The sequence below is a fragment of the Streptomyces sp. NPDC058198 genome, assembly GCF_042882605.1.
Lineage (GTDB): Bacteria > Actinomycetota > Actinomycetes > Streptomycetales > Streptomycetaceae > Streptomyces.
In genome coordinates this window covers 199202-216214 of record NZ_JBHVVP010000004.1, presented here as the reverse complement: position 1 = coordinate 216214, position 17013 = coordinate 199202, and the positions used below count along the sequence as shown (strand labels likewise).

Genomic DNA, 17013 nt, shown 5'->3' with positions numbered 1-17013 from the left:
CACGCTCGGTTTCAGGGTGCTGAAACCGTCGTGAAACCGCGCTGAATGCGGCCTGCCGCAGCCTCTGCGGCATGACGACAACGACTTCGCACTCTCTCGCCATCGCGGCCAAAGGGCTGCGCAAGGCCTACGGGGACAAGACGGTCCTCGACGGCATCGACCTGGCGGTGCCGGCCGGTACCGTCTTCGCCCTGCTCGGTCCGAACGGTGCCGGTAAGACCACCGCCGTGAAGATCCTCTCCACCCTCGTCACCGCCGACGCCGGCGAGCTGCACGTCGGCGGCCATGACCTGGCCACCGACCCGCAGGCCGTGCGGGCCGCGATCGGCGTCACCGGGCAGTTCTCCGCTGTCGACGGCCTGATCACCGGCGAGGAGAACATGCTTCTCATGGCGGACCTGCACCACCTCTCCCGCAGCGAGGGCCGCCGTACCGCCGCCGAACTGCTGGAGCGGTTCGACCTGACGGAGGCCGCGAAGAAGCCCGCCTCCACCTACTCCGGCGGCATGAAGCGCCGGCTCGACCTCGCCATGACGCTGGTCGGCAACCCGCGGATCATCTTCCTCGACGAGCCGACCACCGGCCTCGACCCCCGCTCCCGCCACAACATGTGGGGCATCATCCGCGAGCTGGTCTCCCGCGGCGTCACCGTCTTCCTCACCACCCAGCACCTGGAGGAGGCCGACGAGCTCGCCGGCCGCATCGCCGTGCTCAACGACGGCAAGATCGCCGCCCAGGGGAGCGCCGACGAGCTGAAGCGGCTCATCCCCGGCGGGCACGTCCGGCTCCGCTTCACCGACCCGGCCGCCTACCAGTCCGCCGCGGTCGCCCTGCGCGAGGTCACCCGTGACGACGAGGCGCTGTCGCTTCAGATCCCCAGCGGTGGCAGCCAGCGCGAGCTGCGCTCCATCCTCGACTGGCTGGACTCCGCGGACATCGAGGCGGACGAGCTGACCGTGCACACCCCCGACCTCGACGACGTGTTCTTCGCCCTGACCGGCCCCACCACCGGCCCCGCCACCGGCCCCGCCACCGGCCCCGCCACCGGCCCCACCACCGGCCCCGCTACCGTGCCCGACCAGCCCAAGGAGAACGTCCGATGAGCGCCCTCGCCCTCGCCGTCCGCGACTCGAACACGATGCTGCGCCGCAACCTCCTGCACGCGTGGCGCTACCCGTCCGCAACCCTGAACCTGCTGCTCACGCCCATCATGTTGCTCCTGCTCTTCGTCTACATCTTCGGCGACGTGATGAGCGCGGGCATCGGCGGCGGCGGCGCGGACCGCTCCGCGTACATCGCCTATATCGTCCCGGGCATTCTGATGATGACCGTCGGCAGCACCGTGGTCGGGGCCGCGGTGTACATCTCCATGGACATGACCGAGGGCCTCATCGCCCGCTTCCGTACGATGGCGGTCTACCGCGGCTCTGTGATCGTCGGGCACGTTGTCGGCAGCGTGGTGCAGTGCATCGCCAGCGTGGTCCTCGTCGGCGCCGTCGGCGTGGCCATCGGCTTCCGGTCCACGGACGCCACGGTCCTGGAGTGGCTGGCGGCGTTCGGGCTGCTCGCGCTGTTCTCCCTGGCGCTCACCTGGATCGCGGTCGGCATGGGCATGGCCAGCCCGAACCCCGAGGCGGCCGGCAACAGTGCGATGCCGCTGATCCTCCTGCCGCTCATTTCGAGCGCCTTCATCCCGGCCGAGACGATGCCGGGCTGGTTCCAGCCGATCGCCGAGTACCAGCCGTTCACCCCGGCCATCGAGACCCTGCGCGGCCTGCTGCTCGGCACCGAGATCGGCCACAACGGGTGGATCGCGATCGTCTGGTGCGTCGGCCTGACCGCGCTCGGCTACCGCTGGTCGACGGCGCAGTTCAACCGCGACCCGAAGTAACCGCCATGACCGCGCGGGCTGCCTCCCGCAACTCGTCCCGCCCCAGGGCGGCGTACTCCGACACCGCGTCGGCGTACGCCGCCCCGTCGGCGTTCTCCGCCGCCTGCCGGGCCCGCGCCGCCGACATCGTCGGCTGGTAATCGCGCAGCACCCGCAGCCGTTCGGCCAGCGCGATCATCCGTACGGCACCGGCACCGGCACCCGCACCGGCACCGGCACCGGCACCGGCACCGGCGTCGCCGGAGGCGAGCCCCGCCATTCCGAGGGCGTGCAGCACCGTCCCGAACACAGGGAGCTCCATGAGCGAGTGGGACGGACCGGAGAGCAGGGTCCGCAGCCCCTGCCGCAGCCGGTCGACCGGCTCCGCGACCAGCTCGAGACGGCCGGCATGCGCGTGCGCCGTCACCGCCGCCGACTGGATCTGCAGCACCCACCGGTCGAGGAAGGGATCGCCGCTGTACATCGAGCCGGCCTCGGCCACCCCCTCCACGGCGCCGCGCCACAAGCCGAGCCCGACCTCCGTCAGTCCGCGGGCGAGAGCGATCTCGGCGCGGCCGCCGAGGTCGGCGCTGTCGGAGTCGTCCCTCTGCGGGTTGTTGACGTCCTCCGCCTGCCGCAGCCAGTACTCGGCCTCGTCGGGGTCGCCGCGCTGCAGGCAGGCGAGGACGAGGCCCCAGTGGACGCCGATGGTGTCGTGCTCGTCGCCGAGCCGCCGCAGCGCCTCGAGCGCCGCCTTGAGGTGCCCGTACGCGTCCTCGCCCTGCCCCATCTGCAAGCACAGCTGGCTCAGCCGGGAGTGGCCCATGACCTGGAGGAACGGGTTGTCGACCGAGGCCAGTGCGGAGATGGCCCGGCGGGCCGAGGCGAGCGCGCGGCCGATGTCGTGCTCGTACTCCCAGATGAAGGTGGCGACGCACTCGGCGATGCCGGCGAGCAGCGGCTGCTCGCTGTCGCAGAGCCCCCGCAGCACGTCGTAGTCGGGAGGCAGCATCTCGGGGACCGCGCTCAGCACTGCCGCGATGGCGCGCAGCAGCGTGTCCGGCGGGGCCGGGGGCAGCCGGCGGAGGGTGACGAGCTGGCGTACGCCGTGCGGGCCGTAGCCCATGAACAGGTTCGCCGTGCACAACACCGCGGCGGCGCGGGCGACTTCGACGTATTCGGGCTCGGGGTAGTAGTGCGACAGCGGCGGGCCGGTGTCGGTGGCGAGGGTGGCGAGGCGGAGGTAGTTGGACTCGGTGGACCACAGGGCGGCGAGGACGGCGGTGAGGGCCGCGATGGTGGGGCCATCGGTACGGGCCAGGGCGTGCCGCAGGGCCGGCACGAGGTTGTCCTGCTCGGCCTTGATCCGCTCCCTGGCGGCCGGCGGTTGCGAGCCGAAGAGCCAGTCGTGGTACGCGACCCCGAAGTCCCGCGCCCAGGCGAGGAACCGGCCGACGGCCTCCTCATCCTCGCCCGCCTCCGCGCGCCGGGCCGCGCTGAACTCCCGTACGGTCTCCAGCATCCGGAACCGCACGCCGGCCGGGGTGTCGGCGACGGTGAGCAGCGACTGACCGGCCAACTGCTCCAGCAGAAGCAGCGCGTCCTCGCCGAGCACCTGCTCGCCCGCCTCGCCGGAGAAGCCGCCGGGGAAGACGGACAGCATGCGCAGCGCGGCCCTGGCGTCCTCCGAGAGCAGGTTCCAGCTCCAGTCCACGACCGCGTGCAGCGTGCGGTGGCGCTCCGGTGCGTCCCGCGCCCCGCCGCGCAGCAGCGCGAACCGGTCGCCGAGGCGGCGGGCTATCTCCGGCACCGAAAGCACCCGCACCCGCGCCGCGGCCAGCTCCACGGCGAGTGGCAGCCCGTCGAGGTGGCGGCACAGCTCGGCCACCGCGTCCGGCGGCAGCTCCACGCCGGGCCGGGCGGCCCGGGCCCGCTGCGTGAACAGCTCGACCGAGGTGTCGGGACCGAGCTCCGGCAGTGCGTACACCGCCTCCGAGGTGAGGCTCAACGGGGACCGGCTGGTGGCGAGCACCCGCAGGTCCTTGGAGGACGAGACCAGGGCCTGTACGAGATCGGCGGCGCCCCGTATGACCTGCTCGCAGTTGTCCAGCGCCAGCAGAGCGGGCCCGGAGCCGAGCACACCGAGGATGCCGGACACCGGGTCGGCCGAGGCGTGGCCGCTCACGGCGCCGGGCCGCCCCTCGCCCGCGCCGAGCGCGGAGGCCACCTCCGCGGCCACGTCCTCGTCCGCCGTGACGCCGGCGAGCGGCACGAAATACACCACGCGCTGCTCGGCCCGGCGGCTGACGGCATGCGCGAGCCGGGTCTTGCCGAGGCCGCCGGGGCCGACGACGGTGACGGCGCGGGAGGTACGCAGCAGCCGCTCCACCGCCGCGATGTCCTCGTCCCGGCCGAGCAGCGGGTTCGGCTCGTGCGGCACGCCGTGCCTGACCACCGGCGCCTCGCCGCGCAGCAGCTCCCGCTGTACGGCCCTGAGCCCGGCGCCCGGATCCGTACCGAGCGTCTCGCGCAGCTCACGGCGGTACGCCTCGTACCGCGTCAGCGCGGCGGACGGGCCCGCTGTCGCCGCCTCGCCGCGCAGCAGCTCGGCGAGCACTTCCTCGTCGCGCGGACGCTCCGAGGCGGCCACGGCCAGCGGCCCGGCCGCCTCCGCGTGCCGCCCGAGGCGGGCGAGCGCGAGCGCCCGCGCGCGTACGAGCGTGCCGCGGACGGGGGCGCGCTCGGTGCGCAACGCGGCTACGGGGTCGTCGGTGTCGCCGCCCCCGTCAGGAGCGCCCTCCCACAGCGCGAGCCCGGCCTCGGCCGCGGCCAGCGATCCCGCGTGGTCCCCGGCCCTGGCCCGGTCCGCGCCGGCGGCGGCGTACAGCAGCAGGGCGGAGCTGTCGACCTGGTCCTCGGCGAGGGTGAGCCGGTATCCGGTCGGCGTGCTGACGAGGACGTCGGCGCCCAGCTGCGCCCGCGCCCTGGACACGAGGACCTGCACCGCTTTTCCCGGCCGCTCCGGCAACTCGTCCGGCCACAGCCCCGCCACCAGCCGCTCGGTGCTGCGGCCCGTGCGCAAGTCGCCCGCGAGCAGCGCGAGGAGACCGCGGAGCCGGGGCGCGGTGACCTCCTGTCCGCGATAGGCGACACGCGGCAGCAGGGTCAGGTCGGTGGTCACCCGTGCAGGTTAGCCAAGGCCCGGCCGCCGGAACTCCCGCCGCGGGCCGAACTCCCGCCGCGGCGACCGTTGCCGCACCCGCGCCAACCGATCCCGCCGCCGTGCCCGCAGCCCGTGCCGTGCACGTACGGCGTCGGCCGGACTCCTACGCGAAGAGCATCGGCGTCACATCGTGTGCCTGTACGGTCCCAGGACGCCCCCCGATCGCGACCCGCGCGGACGCTGCGTCAGCGTCGCCTGCACCGTCACCGTCCCCGGGGACACCGTCGCCCCCCTTAGTCGCAGTAGTGATCCAGGACGTACGGCAGGTGGCGCGCCCACTTGCCGTACGCCATCTCGTCGGGCGCGATCACGGTGAAGTCCCACGTGATGCCCTCGTCGGTCTGGATGTACAGGGTGCACTGCAAGGAGTCGTCGTCGAAGGCGTGGCCGATACTTGCGATCTCGCTCCACTCGAAGTCCATGCTCACGTCGGTCCGGCGGACACGACGGATCTCGACACCGTAATCCCCGATGAACAGGGAACGTTCGGTGTCCCGGGCTTGGAAGTACCACGCTTCCTCGCCGGTGAACTCCTCGGCCAGGTCGGGGGCTGCCTCGGCCGTCGGCATGACGAGAGTGGCGGGTGGCCCCACGACAGTGGGCGGGTGGGAGACGTCCGCCGCATCGGTGAATGCGTCGAGCAGTTGGTCCGTGGTGGGTCGGCGTGCTGGGTTCTTCTCCAGGCAGGTCCCGACGATCCCGCGCATGCTCACCGGGACCGTTGAGAGGTCGGACTCCGCGTGCACCGAGCGGTACATCAGCATCATCGGTGTCCCCTCGCCGAAGGCGCTGCCGCCCGCCGCCGCCACGAGGACGGCACCGAGGGCGAACACATCGGCGGCACCGGTCACTTCCCGGCCCTCAGCCTGCTCGGGGGCGAGATAGCCAGGGGTGCCGAAGGCGTGGCCCGTCATCGTCAGCCGGGTGGACTCGACTGCGCGGGCGATGCCGAAGTCCAGGACTCGCGGACCGTCCGGCGCCATGATGATGTTGCCCGGTTTCAGATCCCGGTGCACGAGCCCGCATTCGTGCACTGCCTGAAGCGCCTCCGCCAGTGCCGCACCCAGATGTCGCAATTCCCCCTCGTTCATGGGACCTTCGGCGCTGATCAAGTGAGCCAGCGTGGGGCCGGGCACATACGCCGTGGCCAGCCAGGGCGGCTCTCCGTCGGGATCAGCGTCCACCACCTGTGCCGTATGGAAGCCGCCGACCCTGCGCGCGGCGTCCACCTCGGCCCGGAACCTGGCCCGGAAAGTCGCGTCCGCGGCCAACTCGGGTCGGGCCACCTTCACCGCCAGCAGACGCCCACCGCGAGACCGGGCCAGATACACCGTGCCCATTCCGCCCGCACCAAGTTCACGCACCACGGCGTACGACCCGATCCGTTCCAACTGGTCCTCCCCTGCTCGTCCTTCGCCCCTTCTGGTGTCTAGCACGTTCCGTTCGGGCTACGCGCTGGTGCCCCGGCCGGGGGCGATCACATGCTGGCGCTCCTGGTGGGTGCGGTGATCGGTGCCGTTGAGGGCGAAGTGGCGCAGGGCCGCGAACTCCGACTCGATCCAGGGCAGCCAGGATCCGTAGGTGGCCAGGTCGAGGGCGGCGAGCATGTGCATCACGCCGCCGTACCGGTTGTAGGTGGCCCGCAGTCGGCGGGGGCGTCCGGGCGATCGGGCAGATGTGCTCGCGCACCCGCTCACCGATCGCCCTGGGGCGTCCCCCGCTCCATTTTGGGTCGAGCGGGTCTGACCCCCGCTCGTTGAAGGCGTGGATGACATCGCGGACGTAGTCCTCGCCGACCCGCATCAGCGAGGTGATGTCCTTGACCGTCCGGCCCTGGACGGACATCAGCAGCCACGATCGCCCGCCGCAACCTGACCGGGTCCTTCGCGGTCCGGCTGATCCGCGGCAAGCGGCGACCCTCCTCCGTGCTGACCGGACGGACGAGCACACTCGGCCGACGTCCCACGATCACCTCCAAGATCAGGTCCTGGAGACAGTCCGCTGACCATCAGACGGGGCGCCGATTACCCACCCAACGATGCGAGACGAGCCATTAGTGGGAGGGGTGCGGGGCGTTCGTCGCGAAGGCGAGGAAGCCGGTCCAGGCAGCGGGGGTGAGCATGAGGGTGGGGGCGGTGGGGGTCTTGCTGTCCCGGACGGGGACGGTGTTGTGGGTCGCCGCGTAGCTGGGCGACCACTCGACGCAGTTGCCGCCTTCGCCGCCGCTGTACGTGCTCTTGACCCACTCAGTGTTGATCATTTGGCGTGATCCTCCGTGATCCTGCTGATGAAGGCCAACGAGTCGTCCGGCGACAGTGCCGCGGCGCGTAGCCGTTCGTACGTGGCCTGAGCGCTTGCCACAGCCGTTGCCGAGTCGGTCACGTGCCCGAGCCCCCTGGCCTCTGAGTACATGACGGGTGCTGCGTCGGCCTGCGTAAGCAGGATAAACGGAAGGCTCGATGCGGGGGCACCCGCTTTGAAGGGGAGAACCTGGACGGTGATGTGGGGCGTTCCCGCTTCGGCGACCAGGTGGTTGAGCTGGCCGATCATGACGTCCTTGCCGCCCACCACCGTGTGGAGCACGCTCTCATGAAAGATGACCCACAGCAGTGGGGGCGCTGAGCGTTCCATCACCTCGTGACGTTGTAGACGTGCCGCTACCCGTGCCTGGATCTGCTCGTCGGTTTCGCGGGGATGCGTCGCCCGGAAGGTGGCTTCCGCGTAGGCAGACGTCTGCAACATGCCCATGACGAAGGCGTTCGAGTAGTCGGCCACGCCCGTCGCTTCGCGCTCCAGCTTGACGTACGGGATGAACCAGCCGGGATGACCGCGCTCGCTCACCCGACGCCGCAGCCGCGTGAAGCTGCCCGGCGTCTTGAAGACCCGGTCGCACGCCTCCGCGAACTGCTCGGACGCGAGGAGCGAGCCGCCCTCGATCCTGGTCACGTACGGACGCTTGTAGTGGCAGGCGTCCGCCAGCTGCTGCTGGGTCATTTTGGCGAATTCGCGTGCGTACTTGACCTCCTGGCCGAAGTAGGCCGCTCCGTCCTGCGGCTCCGCCGACTCATGGGTGGTGGGCTCGCTCATGTGTTCAACTCCCTGATGTTCCAGGTGGTTTGGAACTCCGATTTACCTGTTCAGAGTAGGGGGAAGAGGCCACGCTCGGTGTAGAAACGAGGAATTGCAGATTGGATGCCTCGGCATTTCTCCGCACCGACACGGAAGTTGAAGGAACACATGGCGCTGAAGAGAAGTGAGGCACGACAGTTCCTGTCCCGGCTGACAGAGGCGTACGGCACGGACGGTGTTCTCATCGTTCCGAAGTCCGCGCCAGGAGACGAGGGCGGAGACCTTGTCCCCGGTTCCGGGCTCCGCTGGCCTCCGTGCCGGTGTGGGCAGCCGGTTTGCCCCGACTACCGGCCCCCGGGTTCGGCTGCCGAACCGCCGGCGGACGAGCCAGATGCCGGCGAACTCGGCACGCGCGTGGCCGAGCGAAACAGGCGGAGCAGCAGGGGCGGGGTGTGAGGGAGGTACGGACCCGGAGAATTCCCATTCCCCTGAGATCGCGGCCCGCGCCCGGCGAACTCAGAATAGGCATGGCCGTCTATGACCGTGGTTACGAAATGCCCGCGGAAATCTACGGCTTTGTTGGTCCCCTGGTCCTCCTCATACGACCTACCGGGCTCAATTGGAAGGCGCACAGGACCGCCGTCCGGCCGGCCACCGCGCACGAGCGCGTGCAGTTGCGCGCGCTCGCCGCGCTGCACCGGCAGCGGCTGCGGGGTATGTGAACGCGCGCCGGAGCGGGGTCGGTAGGGTGGCCGGAATGCGCACCGTGACATCCGTGAATGTGAATGGCCTCCGCGCCGCCGCCAAGAAGGGGTTCGTGGAGTGGCTGGCGGAGACCTCCGCCGATGTGGTCTGCCTCCAGGAGGTACGGGCCGAGCCGCAGCAGCTTCCCGAGGACGTACGGCAGCCGGTCGGCTGGCACACCCTGCACGCCCCGGCGGCCGCCAAGGGGCGGGCGGGTGTCTCGCTGTACTCGCGGCGGGAGCCGGACCGTACGCAGATCGGGTTCGGCAGTGCGGAGTTCGACACGAGCGGGCGGTACGCCGAGATGGATCTGCCCGGCCTCACGGTGGCCAGCCTCTATCTGCCCTCGGGCGAGGTGGGCACCGAGCGGCAGGACGAGAAACTGCGGTTCATGGACGAGTTCCTCACGTACCTGGAGGGGCTGAAGAAGCGCGCTGCCGCCGACGGCCGTGAGGTGCTGGTCTGCGGCGACTGGAACATCGCGCACCAGGAGGCCGACCTCAAGAACTGGCGGGCCAACCGGAAGTCATCCGGTTTCCTCCCCGAGGAGCGCGCCTGGCTGACCCGGGTCTTCGAGGAGACGGGGTACACCGACGTCGTACGGGCCCTGCATCCCGACCAGGAGGGCCCGTACACGTGGTGGTCGTACCGCGGCCGGGCTTTCGACAACGACAGCGGTTGGCGGATCGACTACCACGTGGCGACGGAGGCCCTGGCGGCCCGCGCGGTAAAGGCCTGGGTCGAGCGCGCGGCGACACACGACGAACGCTGGAGCGACCACGCCCCGGTAACGGTGACGTACGACTCGTAAGAAGCCCCGTCTCCCCGTCCCCCGGCGGGCGTTGTCGTGGAGCCGGACCGGTCAGCGGGGCATGCGGCGGCCCCGTCAGACGGTCTTGACGACGGTGCCGGCTGCTTCGAGTGCGGTCACCTCGTCGGTAGGCGCCGTGTCGTCGGTGACGAGGGTGTGCAGGAGTGCGGAGGGGCCGACGTAGGCGTAGGCGGTGTGGCCGAGTTTGCTGCCGTCCGCGGCGACGATGATGCGGCGGCTGGAGGCGATGCCGGCCTTCTTCACCGCCGCGTCGTCGAGGTCGTAGGCGGTCAGGCCCTCGGCCGCGCTCAGGCCGCAGCAGCTGATGATCGCGGTGTCGAAGCGCAGTGCCGACAGGGAGGCGAGGGTGAGGGGGCCGGTGAGGGCTCCTTCTGCGGCGCGGGGGCGTCCGCCGGGCACCATCAGCGTGGTCGGGCCCGGGGAGTCGCCGAGTGTGTGGATGGCTTGCAGGGACAGGGGCATCACCGTGATCGGCCGTTGACGCAGGTGACGGGCGACCTCCAGGCAGGTGGTGCCGCCGTCCAGGAGGACGGTCTCGCCGTCGGCGATGAGTGAGGACACCTCGGCCGCGATCCGGCGTTTGGCGTCGACGGCCTCGTGGGCGCGCAGCGCGAAGGGCGGCTCCTCGCCCCTGAGCAGCAGGGTGCGTGCTCCGCCGCGGACGCGTTCGAGGGCGCCTTGTGCGGCCAGTGTGTCGAGGTCGCGCCGGATGGTCATCTCCGAGGCGCCGGTCAGCTCGGCGAGTTCCTGGACCGTGGCACTGCCCGACTCCCTGACGGCCCGGGCGATCAGCCTGTGCCGGTCTGCGTTGCTCATACCGCGATTGAACACCACCCCGAAATGAACAACCAAACTGTTCATGAAGGGGCTTTCCAAACACAAAATATGTTCGTTATGGTGGATCGCATGGAACGCTCGCTTCGATCCGCCCGTGTGGCGAACTTCGTCTACTTCGCCCTGTGCGGCAGCCTGATCGGCACCTGGGTGGTGCACATCCCCGCCATCGAAGAACGGGTGGGCATCAGCCACGCCACACTGGGGAGCCTGTTGGTGCTGCTGGGGCTCGGGTCCTTCGCCGGCATGCAGGTGGCCGGGCGCCTGACCGACCGCCTCGGGGCGCGCGTGGTGCTCCCCATCGGCGGAGTTCTGTCCAGCGCGACCCTGGTGCTGCCCGGCCTGTCCCCGGATCTCTGGACGCTGGCGGGTGCCCTGCTGGTCTTCGGCTTCTTCAACGGCTGCCTCGACGTGAGCATGAACGCCCACGCCGTGCACGTGGAAAAGGCGTACAACCGGCCGATCATGTCGGCCTTCCACGCCATGTTCTCCGTCGGCGGTGTCATCGCCGCACTCGTCGGAGCGGGCATCGCGAGCGCCGGCATGAGCCCGTCCGTGGGCATGGCCACCGTGGGAGCCGCCGGCATCGTGACCGCACTGGTGTCGGCACGGGCTCTGCTTCCGACCGCGCCGCCGCCGCCCGCCGCCACCACCGCCGCGGACGGCGGGCAGGCACGCGCCGGGAAGCGGCGCAAGCCCCCCGGGCGGATCTGGATCCTCGCCGTCCTGGCCGCGATGGTCATGCTGGCCGAGGGAGCCGCCAACGACTGGAGCGCGCTGCACCTGAAGGACGTCCTCGGCGCGCCCGCGAGCACCGCCGCCTTCGCGTACGGCACCTTCGCGGCGGCGATGACCACGGGACGGCTGCTCGCCGACCGCGTATCCGGCCGGTTCGGGCCCATGGCGGTCCTGCGGTACGGCGCGGTCGCGGCCGCCGCCGGGATCACGATCGTGTCCGTCACACCGTGGATCTGGGCCGCGTTCGCGGGCTGGGCGCTGTTCGGCCTGGGACTGTCCGGCTGCGTACCCCAGCTGTACAGCGCGAGCGGGCGCGTCGACCCCGCCGCCGCCGGGGCCAACGTCTCCCGTGTCGCCGGGCTCGGCTACCTCGGCATGCTCGCCGGCCCCGCCGTCGTCGGCTGGCTGACCCATCTCGTACCGCTGAACCACGCCTTCCTGCTGCTCACCCTGCTGTGCGCGATCACCGCCGCGGCTGCCGGAGTCCTGCGCACCGGATCCGGCCGCACGCGCGAGGTGGCACGGAGCAGTCACCGACCGCCTGTGCGGCACGGCCCCTGACACCGTGCCGCACAGGCCCCCGCCCACCCCGGCCGGACGCCGGACTCGCCCGCGCCCTGGACCCCCGCCCCTGAACCCCCCGCCACCGAACCCAAACCCTTGGCCCCGGAGGAAGACCCACCATGTCCACCGACCGACGGTCCACCGACCGACGCATCGTGCTGTTCGACCTCTACGGGGTCATCGCCCACCACCAACGCCCCGGCGCCCTGGCGGAGATGGCCGCCCGGCGCAACGCACCCGCAGACGCCTTCGCCGAGGCTTACTGGGCCTGCCGCCGGCCCTACGACGCCGGGCAGTGGTCCGCGTCCGAGTACTGGACGGCCGTACTGCGGTGGCTCTCCCGCACCGCCGACGCCGACACGATCGAGAAGATGCGGCTCGCTGACATCGACAGCTGGTCACGCGTCGACGGCCGTATGGTCGCCTACGTGCGGTCCCTGCGTGACATCGCCGAGGTCGCCCTGCTGTCCAACATTCCCTCTGACCACGCGGACGCCTTCCGCGCCGCGCAGCCATGGCTGCGCGACCTGGACCACGTCGCGTTCTCCGGAAAGATCAACGCGGCGAAGCCGGACCCGGCGGCGTTCTGCCACTGCGTCGTCGCCATGCGGGCCGCCCCCGCCGACTTCCTCTTCGTCGACGACCGCGAGGAGAACGTACGCGCGGCGCGAGCCATCGGCATGAACGGCCACGTCTTCACCGGACTCGACGAGCTGGCGGCAACCGTCGACACCTGGCTGCCGGCCGGCAGTCGTACTTCGTGATCTTGCGGGTTGGCGTTTGGCGTGGAGATCAGGGAGGCTCGCGTGCATGGTCTCGGTATTGCAGAACGTGGCGATTGACTGTGCGGATGCCTATGAGCTGGCTCGGTTCTGGAGCGGTGTGACCGGCCGTCCGCTGCATCCGGAGGACAGACCGGGTGACCCGGAGATTCAGGTGCTGCTGGCGGAGGGCCCGGTGCTGCACTTCAACCAGGTGCCCGAGGCCAAGACGATCAAGAACCGGATCCATCTGTGTCTGCGCCCTGAGACCTCGCGCGATCAGGAGGTGGACCGGCTGCTGGGCCTCGGTGCGACCTTTGTCGCCGATCACCGGAATCCCGATGGTTCGGGCTGGGCGATCCTTGCGGATCCCGAAGGCAACGAATTCTGCGTTCTGCGCAGTGAGTCCGACCGCGTTGTGGATCCAGGGGCGCCGTCATAGGGTCACCGGCATGTCTTTGCGTCTTCGTATGCGTCAAGCACTGCCGGAAGCGATGCGCGCCCGTGACAAGGCCGCGGTGACTGCCCTGCGCACCACACTTGCCGCGCTGGACAACGCCGAGGCGGTGCCCGTGGGCGAAGCTGAGCTCCGTGGCGTGGCTCTTGAGCAGTCGCCGGTTGGTGTCGGCGTCACCGAAGCGTCGCGGCGTGAGCTGAGCGAGCGCAGTGTGGTGGATGTCGTGCGCGCCGAGGCCGCCGAGCGACTGGAGGTCGCGGCGCGGTTGACCGCGCCCGCGCACGCTGACCGAGCCGCGCGGCTTCGCGCGGAGGCCGCGGTGCTGCTCCGCTTCCTCGACGCTTCCGGCACCGCATAGGAGGTCGGCTCGGGCTGACAAGCCCGATGGCTACCTTCTCGGCTCGTACCGCATCGCCACCGCCCCCGAGCCGAACTCCACCCGGCTCACGAGCTTCAAGTCGACATGCTTCGACAGCCCCGCGAACAACGCCGGCCCGTGGCCCGCGAGCCTGGGCTGCACCACGAACTCGTACTCATCGATCAATCCCAGTTCCGTCAACGCCAGCGGGAGCTTCACTCCTCCTACGAACAGTCCCTTGCCCGGCTCCCGCTTGAGCTGCTGAACGGCCTTGGCCAGATCCCCGCGCACGAGTTCCGCGTTCCAGTCGACCCGCTCCAGGGTGCTCGACACGACGTACTTCTTTGCGGCGTTGATCGTCCGGGCGAAGGGTTCCATCCAATCGGGTCTCGCTCCCGACGGCGCCGGCTGCCGCCACGCTTCCTCCATCATTTCGTAGGTCGTCCGGCCAAAGAGAAGCGCATCGGCCTGGTCGAGGTTCCCGACGTGGTGACGATGCAAGTCTTCGTCCGCGGGGATCGCACGATGATCGCAGCACCCGTCCAATGTGACGTTGATGGAGTACCGAAGGGGTCGCATTTCGGGAGAGTACCGCCGATGGGAACCTCGTCGAGTGCTGGTTCTCGATCCGCGACACACCGCTAGACGGCCCAGGACTCCGCCGGGCTGTCGATCCAGGCCCGCTGTCCGTCCGGCGTGACCGTGAGACCGAACCGGGTGTGCTCCGGTTCGCCGCGGTCGACCCACCACCGGTATGCCTCCTCCACCTCGTCCCACAGCCGGCGCGGCCCCGACTGCCAGACGTGTGCCTCGGTCTCTCCGTCGCGGAACATCACGCAGGCCCAGGACCGGTCGCTCAGCCCGTAGAACCACACGGGCCGCGCCCCCTCGCGCTTGTCGGCGACGGCCTGGACGCAGTCCGTGGTCAGCCGTTCGTGGGCCTGCTCCGACACCGAGCGGTCCACCTCGATCGTGGTCACGCGTCCGGGTCCGCACCGGTGGAACAGCGCCCCGGCCGTCTCGCCGGTGCCGGTGCCGACGTCGAGCACCCGCATTCCGTCGTCCAGGGCCAAGGTCCGCAGCATCGCGTACACGACGGAGGGCATGGACGAGGAGCTGGTGGACACCCTCCCCGGCTCGGTGCCGCTGTGCTTGCCGTCGTCCCACTGCGTGACGATGGGGATGTTGCTGTCGGCCGCGGCATACCAGCCGCCGGGGTCGGCGGCCCGGTCCACGGCGACGCTCGTACCGCGTTCCATGTCGAACGGCCACACGAGGCCGGGCAGGAAGGCGGCCCGGTCCACGGCCGCGAAGGTCGGAGCCCAGTCCGACGACATCGCACACGTCTCGACGAGCGCCCGCCCCAGCCCTTCTCGGCCGGGGCGGGGCGCCGGGGAATGATCGCGCGTCATATCGGAACCGTAAGGCCCGCGCGGCGTTCCTTCGCGGGCGCTTGGGGTGGTGCGCGGTCAGGATGGGGCGTATGAACGCTGACGTGCGGAAGTACATCGACGGGATCGGATCCGAGCACCGGCCGCTGTTCGACCGGGTGGAGCGGCTGATTCTGGAGGCTTATCCCGAGGCGGGCCCGGTGCTGTCGTACGGGATGCCGACCTACCGGGTCGGCGGGCGCAAGCTGCATGTCGGGGTCTGGCAGCACGGGGTCTCGATCTACGGGTGGGGCACGGACCGGGACGCCGGTTTTTCCTCCCGCCACCCGGAGCTCCTCAGCGGGAAGGCAACCATCCGGCTGCGCCCCCAGGACGCGGCGGACATCGCCGACGATGAACTGCGCGATTTCATCCGCGCCGCGCTGGCAGCCTGAGAGCTTGTCGCGGGTGACCTTCGATCGGGTGAGATGGCGCCCGGCCGGCCCCATTGTGACGCCATCCTGCGACACCTTGGCACCGTACGTCCGCCCACCCTTCGATCGCGCCCTGACCTGCGATAACGGATAGATCTGCCATCCCTAACTCTCATCCCGCGCCACGCATCGCGCCTTCGGGCTTGCCAATGGCGCCATAGTGGTGCCATTATTGCGTCATGGACCTCACGCCGTATGTCGAAACACTCCGCAGGGAACTGGCGGTGGCCGCCGAAGCCGGGGGTGACGAAGCCCGCGCGCTCGCCGAGCGGCTGACCGCGCCGCTGGAGTCGGCCGCCCGCCTGACCCTGCTCAATGTGCTGTCCGCCGCCATGGACGAGATCACCCGTGAACTCGCCCCCGGCTCGGTCGACGTACGACTGCGTGGCCTCGACCCCGACTTCGTGGTGGTGCTGCCGCAGTACGAGGACCGGACCGAACCGTTCGACGCACCGGCGCCCGCACCGGCCCCGGTCCCCGCCGACACGGACGAGGGCGGCACCGCCCGCGTCAATCTGCGTCTGCCCGCCCACCTCAAGACCCGCGCCGAGGAGGCCGCGAGCCGCGAGGGCCTGTCGGTCAACGCATGGCTCGTGCGCGTCGTGTCGGCCGCGGTCGACGCGGGCGGCGCCGCCACCCCCCGTACCCCAGAGAAGACCAAGTCCATCGGCCAGAGCTTCACGGGCTGGGTGCACTGACCAGCCCCTCGGAACGACTTCACCCACACCACGTCCCACCAGCGGAGACGCCACCAACACCCAAGAGGACGGGACAGCCATGCCTTCTTTCGACACTCCCCAGCCGATCTCGGTCAACGCCCACGTGCACGCCGGTTCCATCCAGTTCACCGCGGGCGACCGCCTCGACACGGTCGTCGAGGTGCGGCCCCGCGACCCGAAGCGGGACCAGGACGTACGGTCGGCCGACCAGACCGAGGTCACCTACGCGAGCGGCGTCCTGAATGTCAGGACGCCCAAGCAGCGCAATCCCCTCGGGCGCACCGGCACCGTCGATGTGACGGTCGAACTGCCCACGGGCTCGCGCGTCGACATGACCGGCGCCTGGGCCCAGGTGCTCGGTGAGGGCCGGCTCGGCGAGGTCCGCGTGAAGACCTCGTCCGGCGACGTCCGCCTCGACACGACCGGGCCGCTCCAGCTGACCGCCTCCCACGGCTCGATCACCGTCGACCGGGTCGAGGGCATGGCCGAGATCACCACCAGCTCCGGCAGCCTGCGCGTCGGCACCGTCGACGGTCCCGCCGTCCTGAAGAACTCGCACGGCACCACGACCGTCGGTGCCGCGACCGGCGACCTGCGGGTGAGCGGCGCCAACGGCGACATCGACATCGAGCGCGCCGAGAGCTCGGTCGTCGCCACCACCGCCCACGGCACCCTGCGTGTCGCCGAAGTCGCCCGTGGCACCGTCCAGTTGGAGACCTCCTACGGCGCCATCGACATCGGCATCCGCGAGGGAACCGCCGCCTGGCTCGACGTCAGCTCCGGCCGCGGGCAGGTGCGCAACGCGCTCGACGCCTCCGAGCCCCCGGAGAAGACCGAGGACACCGTCGAGGTCCGCGCCCGGACCCGCTGGGGCAACATCGACGTCCGCCGCGCCCGCGCCTGAGAGTCCGCCTTTCACTCCATTCCGGCCTTCAGTCCATTCCGGCTTTCACTTCATTCCGGCCTTCGATCGGGAGAGC

The 17013-nt window shown here is 70.6% G+C and carries 19 protein-coding genes and 1 pseudogene; 11 read left to right on the top strand and 9 right to left on the bottom strand.

The annotated features are described in order from the left end of the window. Positions 1-71 precede the first annotated feature (71 nt). Positions 72-1103, top strand: coding sequence for an ATP-binding cassette domain-containing protein (locus ACFVWW_RS17090; protein ID WP_386879212.1), 1032 nt, complete (start codon positions 72-74; stop codon positions 1101-1103). Continuing rightward, positions 1100-1891 (top strand): ABC transporter permease, encoded by a 792-nt coding sequence (locus tag ACFVWW_RS17085; RefSeq protein WP_386879211.1) that lies wholly within the window; start codon positions 1100-1102, stop codon positions 1889-1891. The genes ACFVWW_RS17090 and ACFVWW_RS17085 overlap by 4 nt, the downstream gene beginning before the upstream one ends. Here ACFVWW_RS17085 and ACFVWW_RS17080 read toward each other — a convergent pair. The 6 genes and pseudogenes from ACFVWW_RS17080 to ACFVWW_RS17055 form a co-directional block, all read right to left on the bottom strand. Continuing rightward, positions 1872-5051: an ATP-binding protein gene (locus ACFVWW_RS17080; RefSeq protein ID WP_386879210.1), complete on the bottom strand. Its 3180-nt coding sequence runs from the start codon at positions 5049-5051 to the stop codon at positions 1872-1874. The genes ACFVWW_RS17085 and ACFVWW_RS17080 overlap by 20 nt on opposite strands. A 275-nt stretch (positions 5052-5326) precedes the next feature. Beyond that, the gene (locus tag ACFVWW_RS17075) at positions 5327-6433 is read right to left on the bottom strand and encodes a serine/threonine-protein kinase (RefSeq protein ID WP_386879218.1); all 1107 of its coding nucleotides are present in this window, start codon (positions 6431-6433) and stop codon (positions 5327-5329) included. 108 nt (positions 6434-6541) lie between these two features. Then, on the bottom strand, positions 6542-6706 hold the full coding sequence (locus tag ACFVWW_RS17070; protein WP_386879219.1) for a hypothetical protein: 165 nt from the start codon (positions 6704-6706) through the stop codon (positions 6542-6544). 145 nt (positions 6707-6851) lie between these two features. Then, positions 6852-6896 (bottom strand): annotated as a pseudogene (locus ACFVWW_RS17065) (hypothetical protein); the annotation flags it as partial. A gap of 250 nt (positions 6897-7146) precedes the next feature. Next, positions 7147-7353 carry a DUF397 domain-containing protein gene (locus tag ACFVWW_RS17060; RefSeq protein WP_386879209.1) on the bottom strand — a complete coding sequence of 69 codons (207 nt, stop codon included), beginning with the start codon at positions 7351-7353 and terminating at the stop codon, positions 7147-7149. After that, on the bottom strand, positions 7350-8180 hold the full coding sequence (locus tag ACFVWW_RS17055; RefSeq protein WP_384187880.1) for a Scr1 family TA system antitoxin-like transcriptional regulator: 831 nt from the start codon (positions 8178-8180) through the stop codon (positions 7350-7352). The genes ACFVWW_RS17060 and ACFVWW_RS17055 overlap by 4 nt, the downstream gene beginning before the upstream one ends. A 509-nt stretch (positions 8181-8689) precedes the next feature. On the opposite strand from ACFVWW_RS17055, the gene ACFVWW_RS17050 reads away from it, so the two are divergent. Then, a complete protein-coding gene (locus ACFVWW_RS17050; protein WP_384187877.1) occupies positions 8690-8884 on the top strand; it encodes a hypothetical protein in 195 nt (64 codons plus the stop codon). A gap of 35 nt (positions 8885-8919) precedes the next feature. Next, complete coding sequence (locus ACFVWW_RS17045; RefSeq protein WP_386879208.1) at positions 8920-9717, top strand: exodeoxyribonuclease III; 798 nt, start codon at positions 8920-8922, stop codon at positions 9715-9717. Positions 9718-9792: 75 nt separating this feature from the next. Here the strand turns inward: ACFVWW_RS17045 and ACFVWW_RS17040 are convergent, their stop codons facing one another. Continuing rightward, complete coding sequence (locus ACFVWW_RS17040) at positions 9793-10554, bottom strand: DeoR/GlpR family DNA-binding transcription regulator (RefSeq protein ID WP_384187860.1); 762 nt, start codon at positions 10552-10554, stop codon at positions 9793-9795. A 90-nt stretch (positions 10555-10644) separates the two neighbouring features. On the opposite strand from ACFVWW_RS17040, the gene ACFVWW_RS17035 reads away from it, so the two are divergent. The 4 genes from ACFVWW_RS17035 (at position 10645) to ACFVWW_RS17020 (ending at position 13450) form a co-directional block, all read left to right on the top strand. Next, entirely contained in the window at positions 10645-11871 is a 1227-nt protein-coding gene (locus ACFVWW_RS17035) for an MFS transporter (RefSeq protein ID WP_384333808.1), read from the top strand. Between the two features lie 122 nt (positions 11872-11993). Further along, positions 11994-12638: an HAD family hydrolase gene (locus ACFVWW_RS17030; protein ID WP_384333805.1), complete on the top strand. Its 645-nt coding sequence runs from the start codon at positions 11994-11996 to the stop codon at positions 12636-12638. Between the two features lie 46 nt (positions 12639-12684). Next, entirely contained in the window at positions 12685-13077 is a 393-nt protein-coding gene (locus tag ACFVWW_RS17025; protein WP_386879207.1) for a VOC family protein, read from the top strand. Positions 13078-13129: 52 nt separating this feature from the next. Continuing rightward, a complete protein-coding gene (locus ACFVWW_RS17020) occupies positions 13130-13450 on the top strand; it encodes a hypothetical protein (protein WP_386879217.1) in 321 nt (106 codons plus the stop codon). A 30-nt stretch (positions 13451-13480) separates the two neighbouring features. On the opposite strand, the gene ACFVWW_RS17015 is transcribed toward ACFVWW_RS17020, so the two are convergent. Then, positions 13481-14029, bottom strand: coding sequence for a dihydrofolate reductase family protein (locus tag ACFVWW_RS17015; RefSeq protein ID WP_384333802.1), 549 nt, complete (start codon positions 14027-14029; stop codon positions 13481-13483). A 62-nt stretch (positions 14030-14091) separates the two neighbouring features. Next, positions 14092-14862 (bottom strand): hypothetical protein, encoded by a 771-nt coding sequence (locus tag ACFVWW_RS17010; protein ID WP_386879206.1) that lies wholly within the window; start codon positions 14860-14862, stop codon positions 14092-14094. 71 nt (positions 14863-14933) lie between these two features. Here ACFVWW_RS17010 and ACFVWW_RS17005 point away from each other — a divergent pair, with 71 nt between their 5' ends. The 3 genes from ACFVWW_RS17005 to ACFVWW_RS16995 all read left to right on the top strand — a co-directional run bounded on the left by ACFVWW_RS17005 (position 14934) and on the right by ACFVWW_RS16995 (position 16937). Next, positions 14934-15275 carry an iron chaperone gene (locus ACFVWW_RS17005; RefSeq protein ID WP_386879205.1) on the top strand — a complete coding sequence of 114 codons (342 nt, stop codon included), beginning with the start codon at positions 14934-14936 and terminating at the stop codon, positions 15273-15275. A 218-nt stretch (positions 15276-15493) separates the two neighbouring features. After that, complete coding sequence (locus ACFVWW_RS17000; protein WP_386879204.1) at positions 15494-16012, top strand: hypothetical protein; 519 nt, start codon at positions 15494-15496, stop codon at positions 16010-16012. A 79-nt stretch (positions 16013-16091) separates the two neighbouring features. Continuing rightward, positions 16092-16937, top strand: coding sequence for a DUF4097 domain-containing protein (locus ACFVWW_RS16995; protein ID WP_384187828.1), 846 nt, complete (start codon positions 16092-16094; stop codon positions 16935-16937). The last annotated feature ends 76 nt before the right edge of the window (positions 16938-17013 follow it).

Coding starts and splice junctions, on each gene's coding strand:
- ACFVWW_RS17020 (WP_386879217.1), top strand. CDS start 13,130: ATGCGCGCCCGTGACAAGGCCGCGGTGACTGCCCTGCGCACCACACTT.
- ACFVWW_RS17055 (WP_384187880.1), bottom strand. CDS start 8,180: ATGAGCGAGCCCACCACCCATGAGTCGGCGGAGCCGCAGGACGGAGCG.
- ACFVWW_RS17030 (WP_384333805.1), top strand. CDS start 11,994: ATGTCCACCGACCGACGGTCCACCGACCGACGCATCGTGCTGTTCGAC.
- ACFVWW_RS17015 (WP_384333802.1), bottom strand. CDS start 14,029: ATGCGACCCCTTCGGTACTCCATCAACGTCACATTGGACGGGTGCTGC.
- ACFVWW_RS17045 (WP_386879208.1), top strand. CDS start 8,920: ATGCGCACCGTGACATCCGTGAATGTGAATGGCCTCCGCGCCGCCGCC.
- ACFVWW_RS17005 (WP_386879205.1), top strand. CDS start 14,934: ATGAACGCTGACGTGCGGAAGTACATCGACGGGATCGGATCCGAGCAC.
- ACFVWW_RS17090 (WP_386879212.1), top strand. CDS start 72: ATGACGACAACGACTTCGCACTCTCTCGCCATCGCGGCCAAAGGGCTG.
- ACFVWW_RS17085 (WP_386879211.1), top strand. CDS start 1,100: ATGAGCGCCCTCGCCCTCGCCGTCCGCGACTCGAACACGATGCTGCGC.
- ACFVWW_RS17000 (WP_386879204.1), top strand. CDS start 15,494: ATGGACCTCACGCCGTATGTCGAAACACTCCGCAGGGAACTGGCGGTG.
- ACFVWW_RS17075 (WP_386879218.1), bottom strand. CDS start 6,433: ATGGGCACGGTGTATCTGGCCCGGTCTCGCGGTGGGCGTCTGCTGGCG.
- ACFVWW_RS16995 (WP_384187828.1), top strand. CDS start 16,092: ATGCCTTCTTTCGACACTCCCCAGCCGATCTCGGTCAACGCCCACGTG.
- ACFVWW_RS17070 (WP_386879219.1), bottom strand. CDS start 6,706: ATGCACATGCTCGCCGCCCTCGACCTGGCCACCTACGGATCCTGGCTG.
- ACFVWW_RS17050 (WP_384187877.1), top strand. CDS start 8,690: ATGGCCGTCTATGACCGTGGTTACGAAATGCCCGCGGAAATCTACGGC.
- ACFVWW_RS17010 (WP_386879206.1), bottom strand. CDS start 14,862: ATGACGCGCGATCATTCCCCGGCGCCCCGCCCCGGCCGAGAAGGGCTG.
- ACFVWW_RS17060 (WP_386879209.1), bottom strand. CDS start 7,353: ATGATCAACACTGAGTGGGTCAAGAGCACGTACAGCGGCGGCGAAGGC.
- ACFVWW_RS17040 (WP_384187860.1), bottom strand. CDS start 10,554: ATGAGCAACGCAGACCGGCACAGGCTGATCGCCCGGGCCGTCAGGGAG.
- ACFVWW_RS17025 (WP_386879207.1), top strand. CDS start 12,685: ATGGTCTCGGTATTGCAGAACGTGGCGATTGACTGTGCGGATGCCTAT.
- ACFVWW_RS17035 (WP_384333808.1), top strand. CDS start 10,645: ATGGAACGCTCGCTTCGATCCGCCCGTGTGGCGAACTTCGTCTACTTC.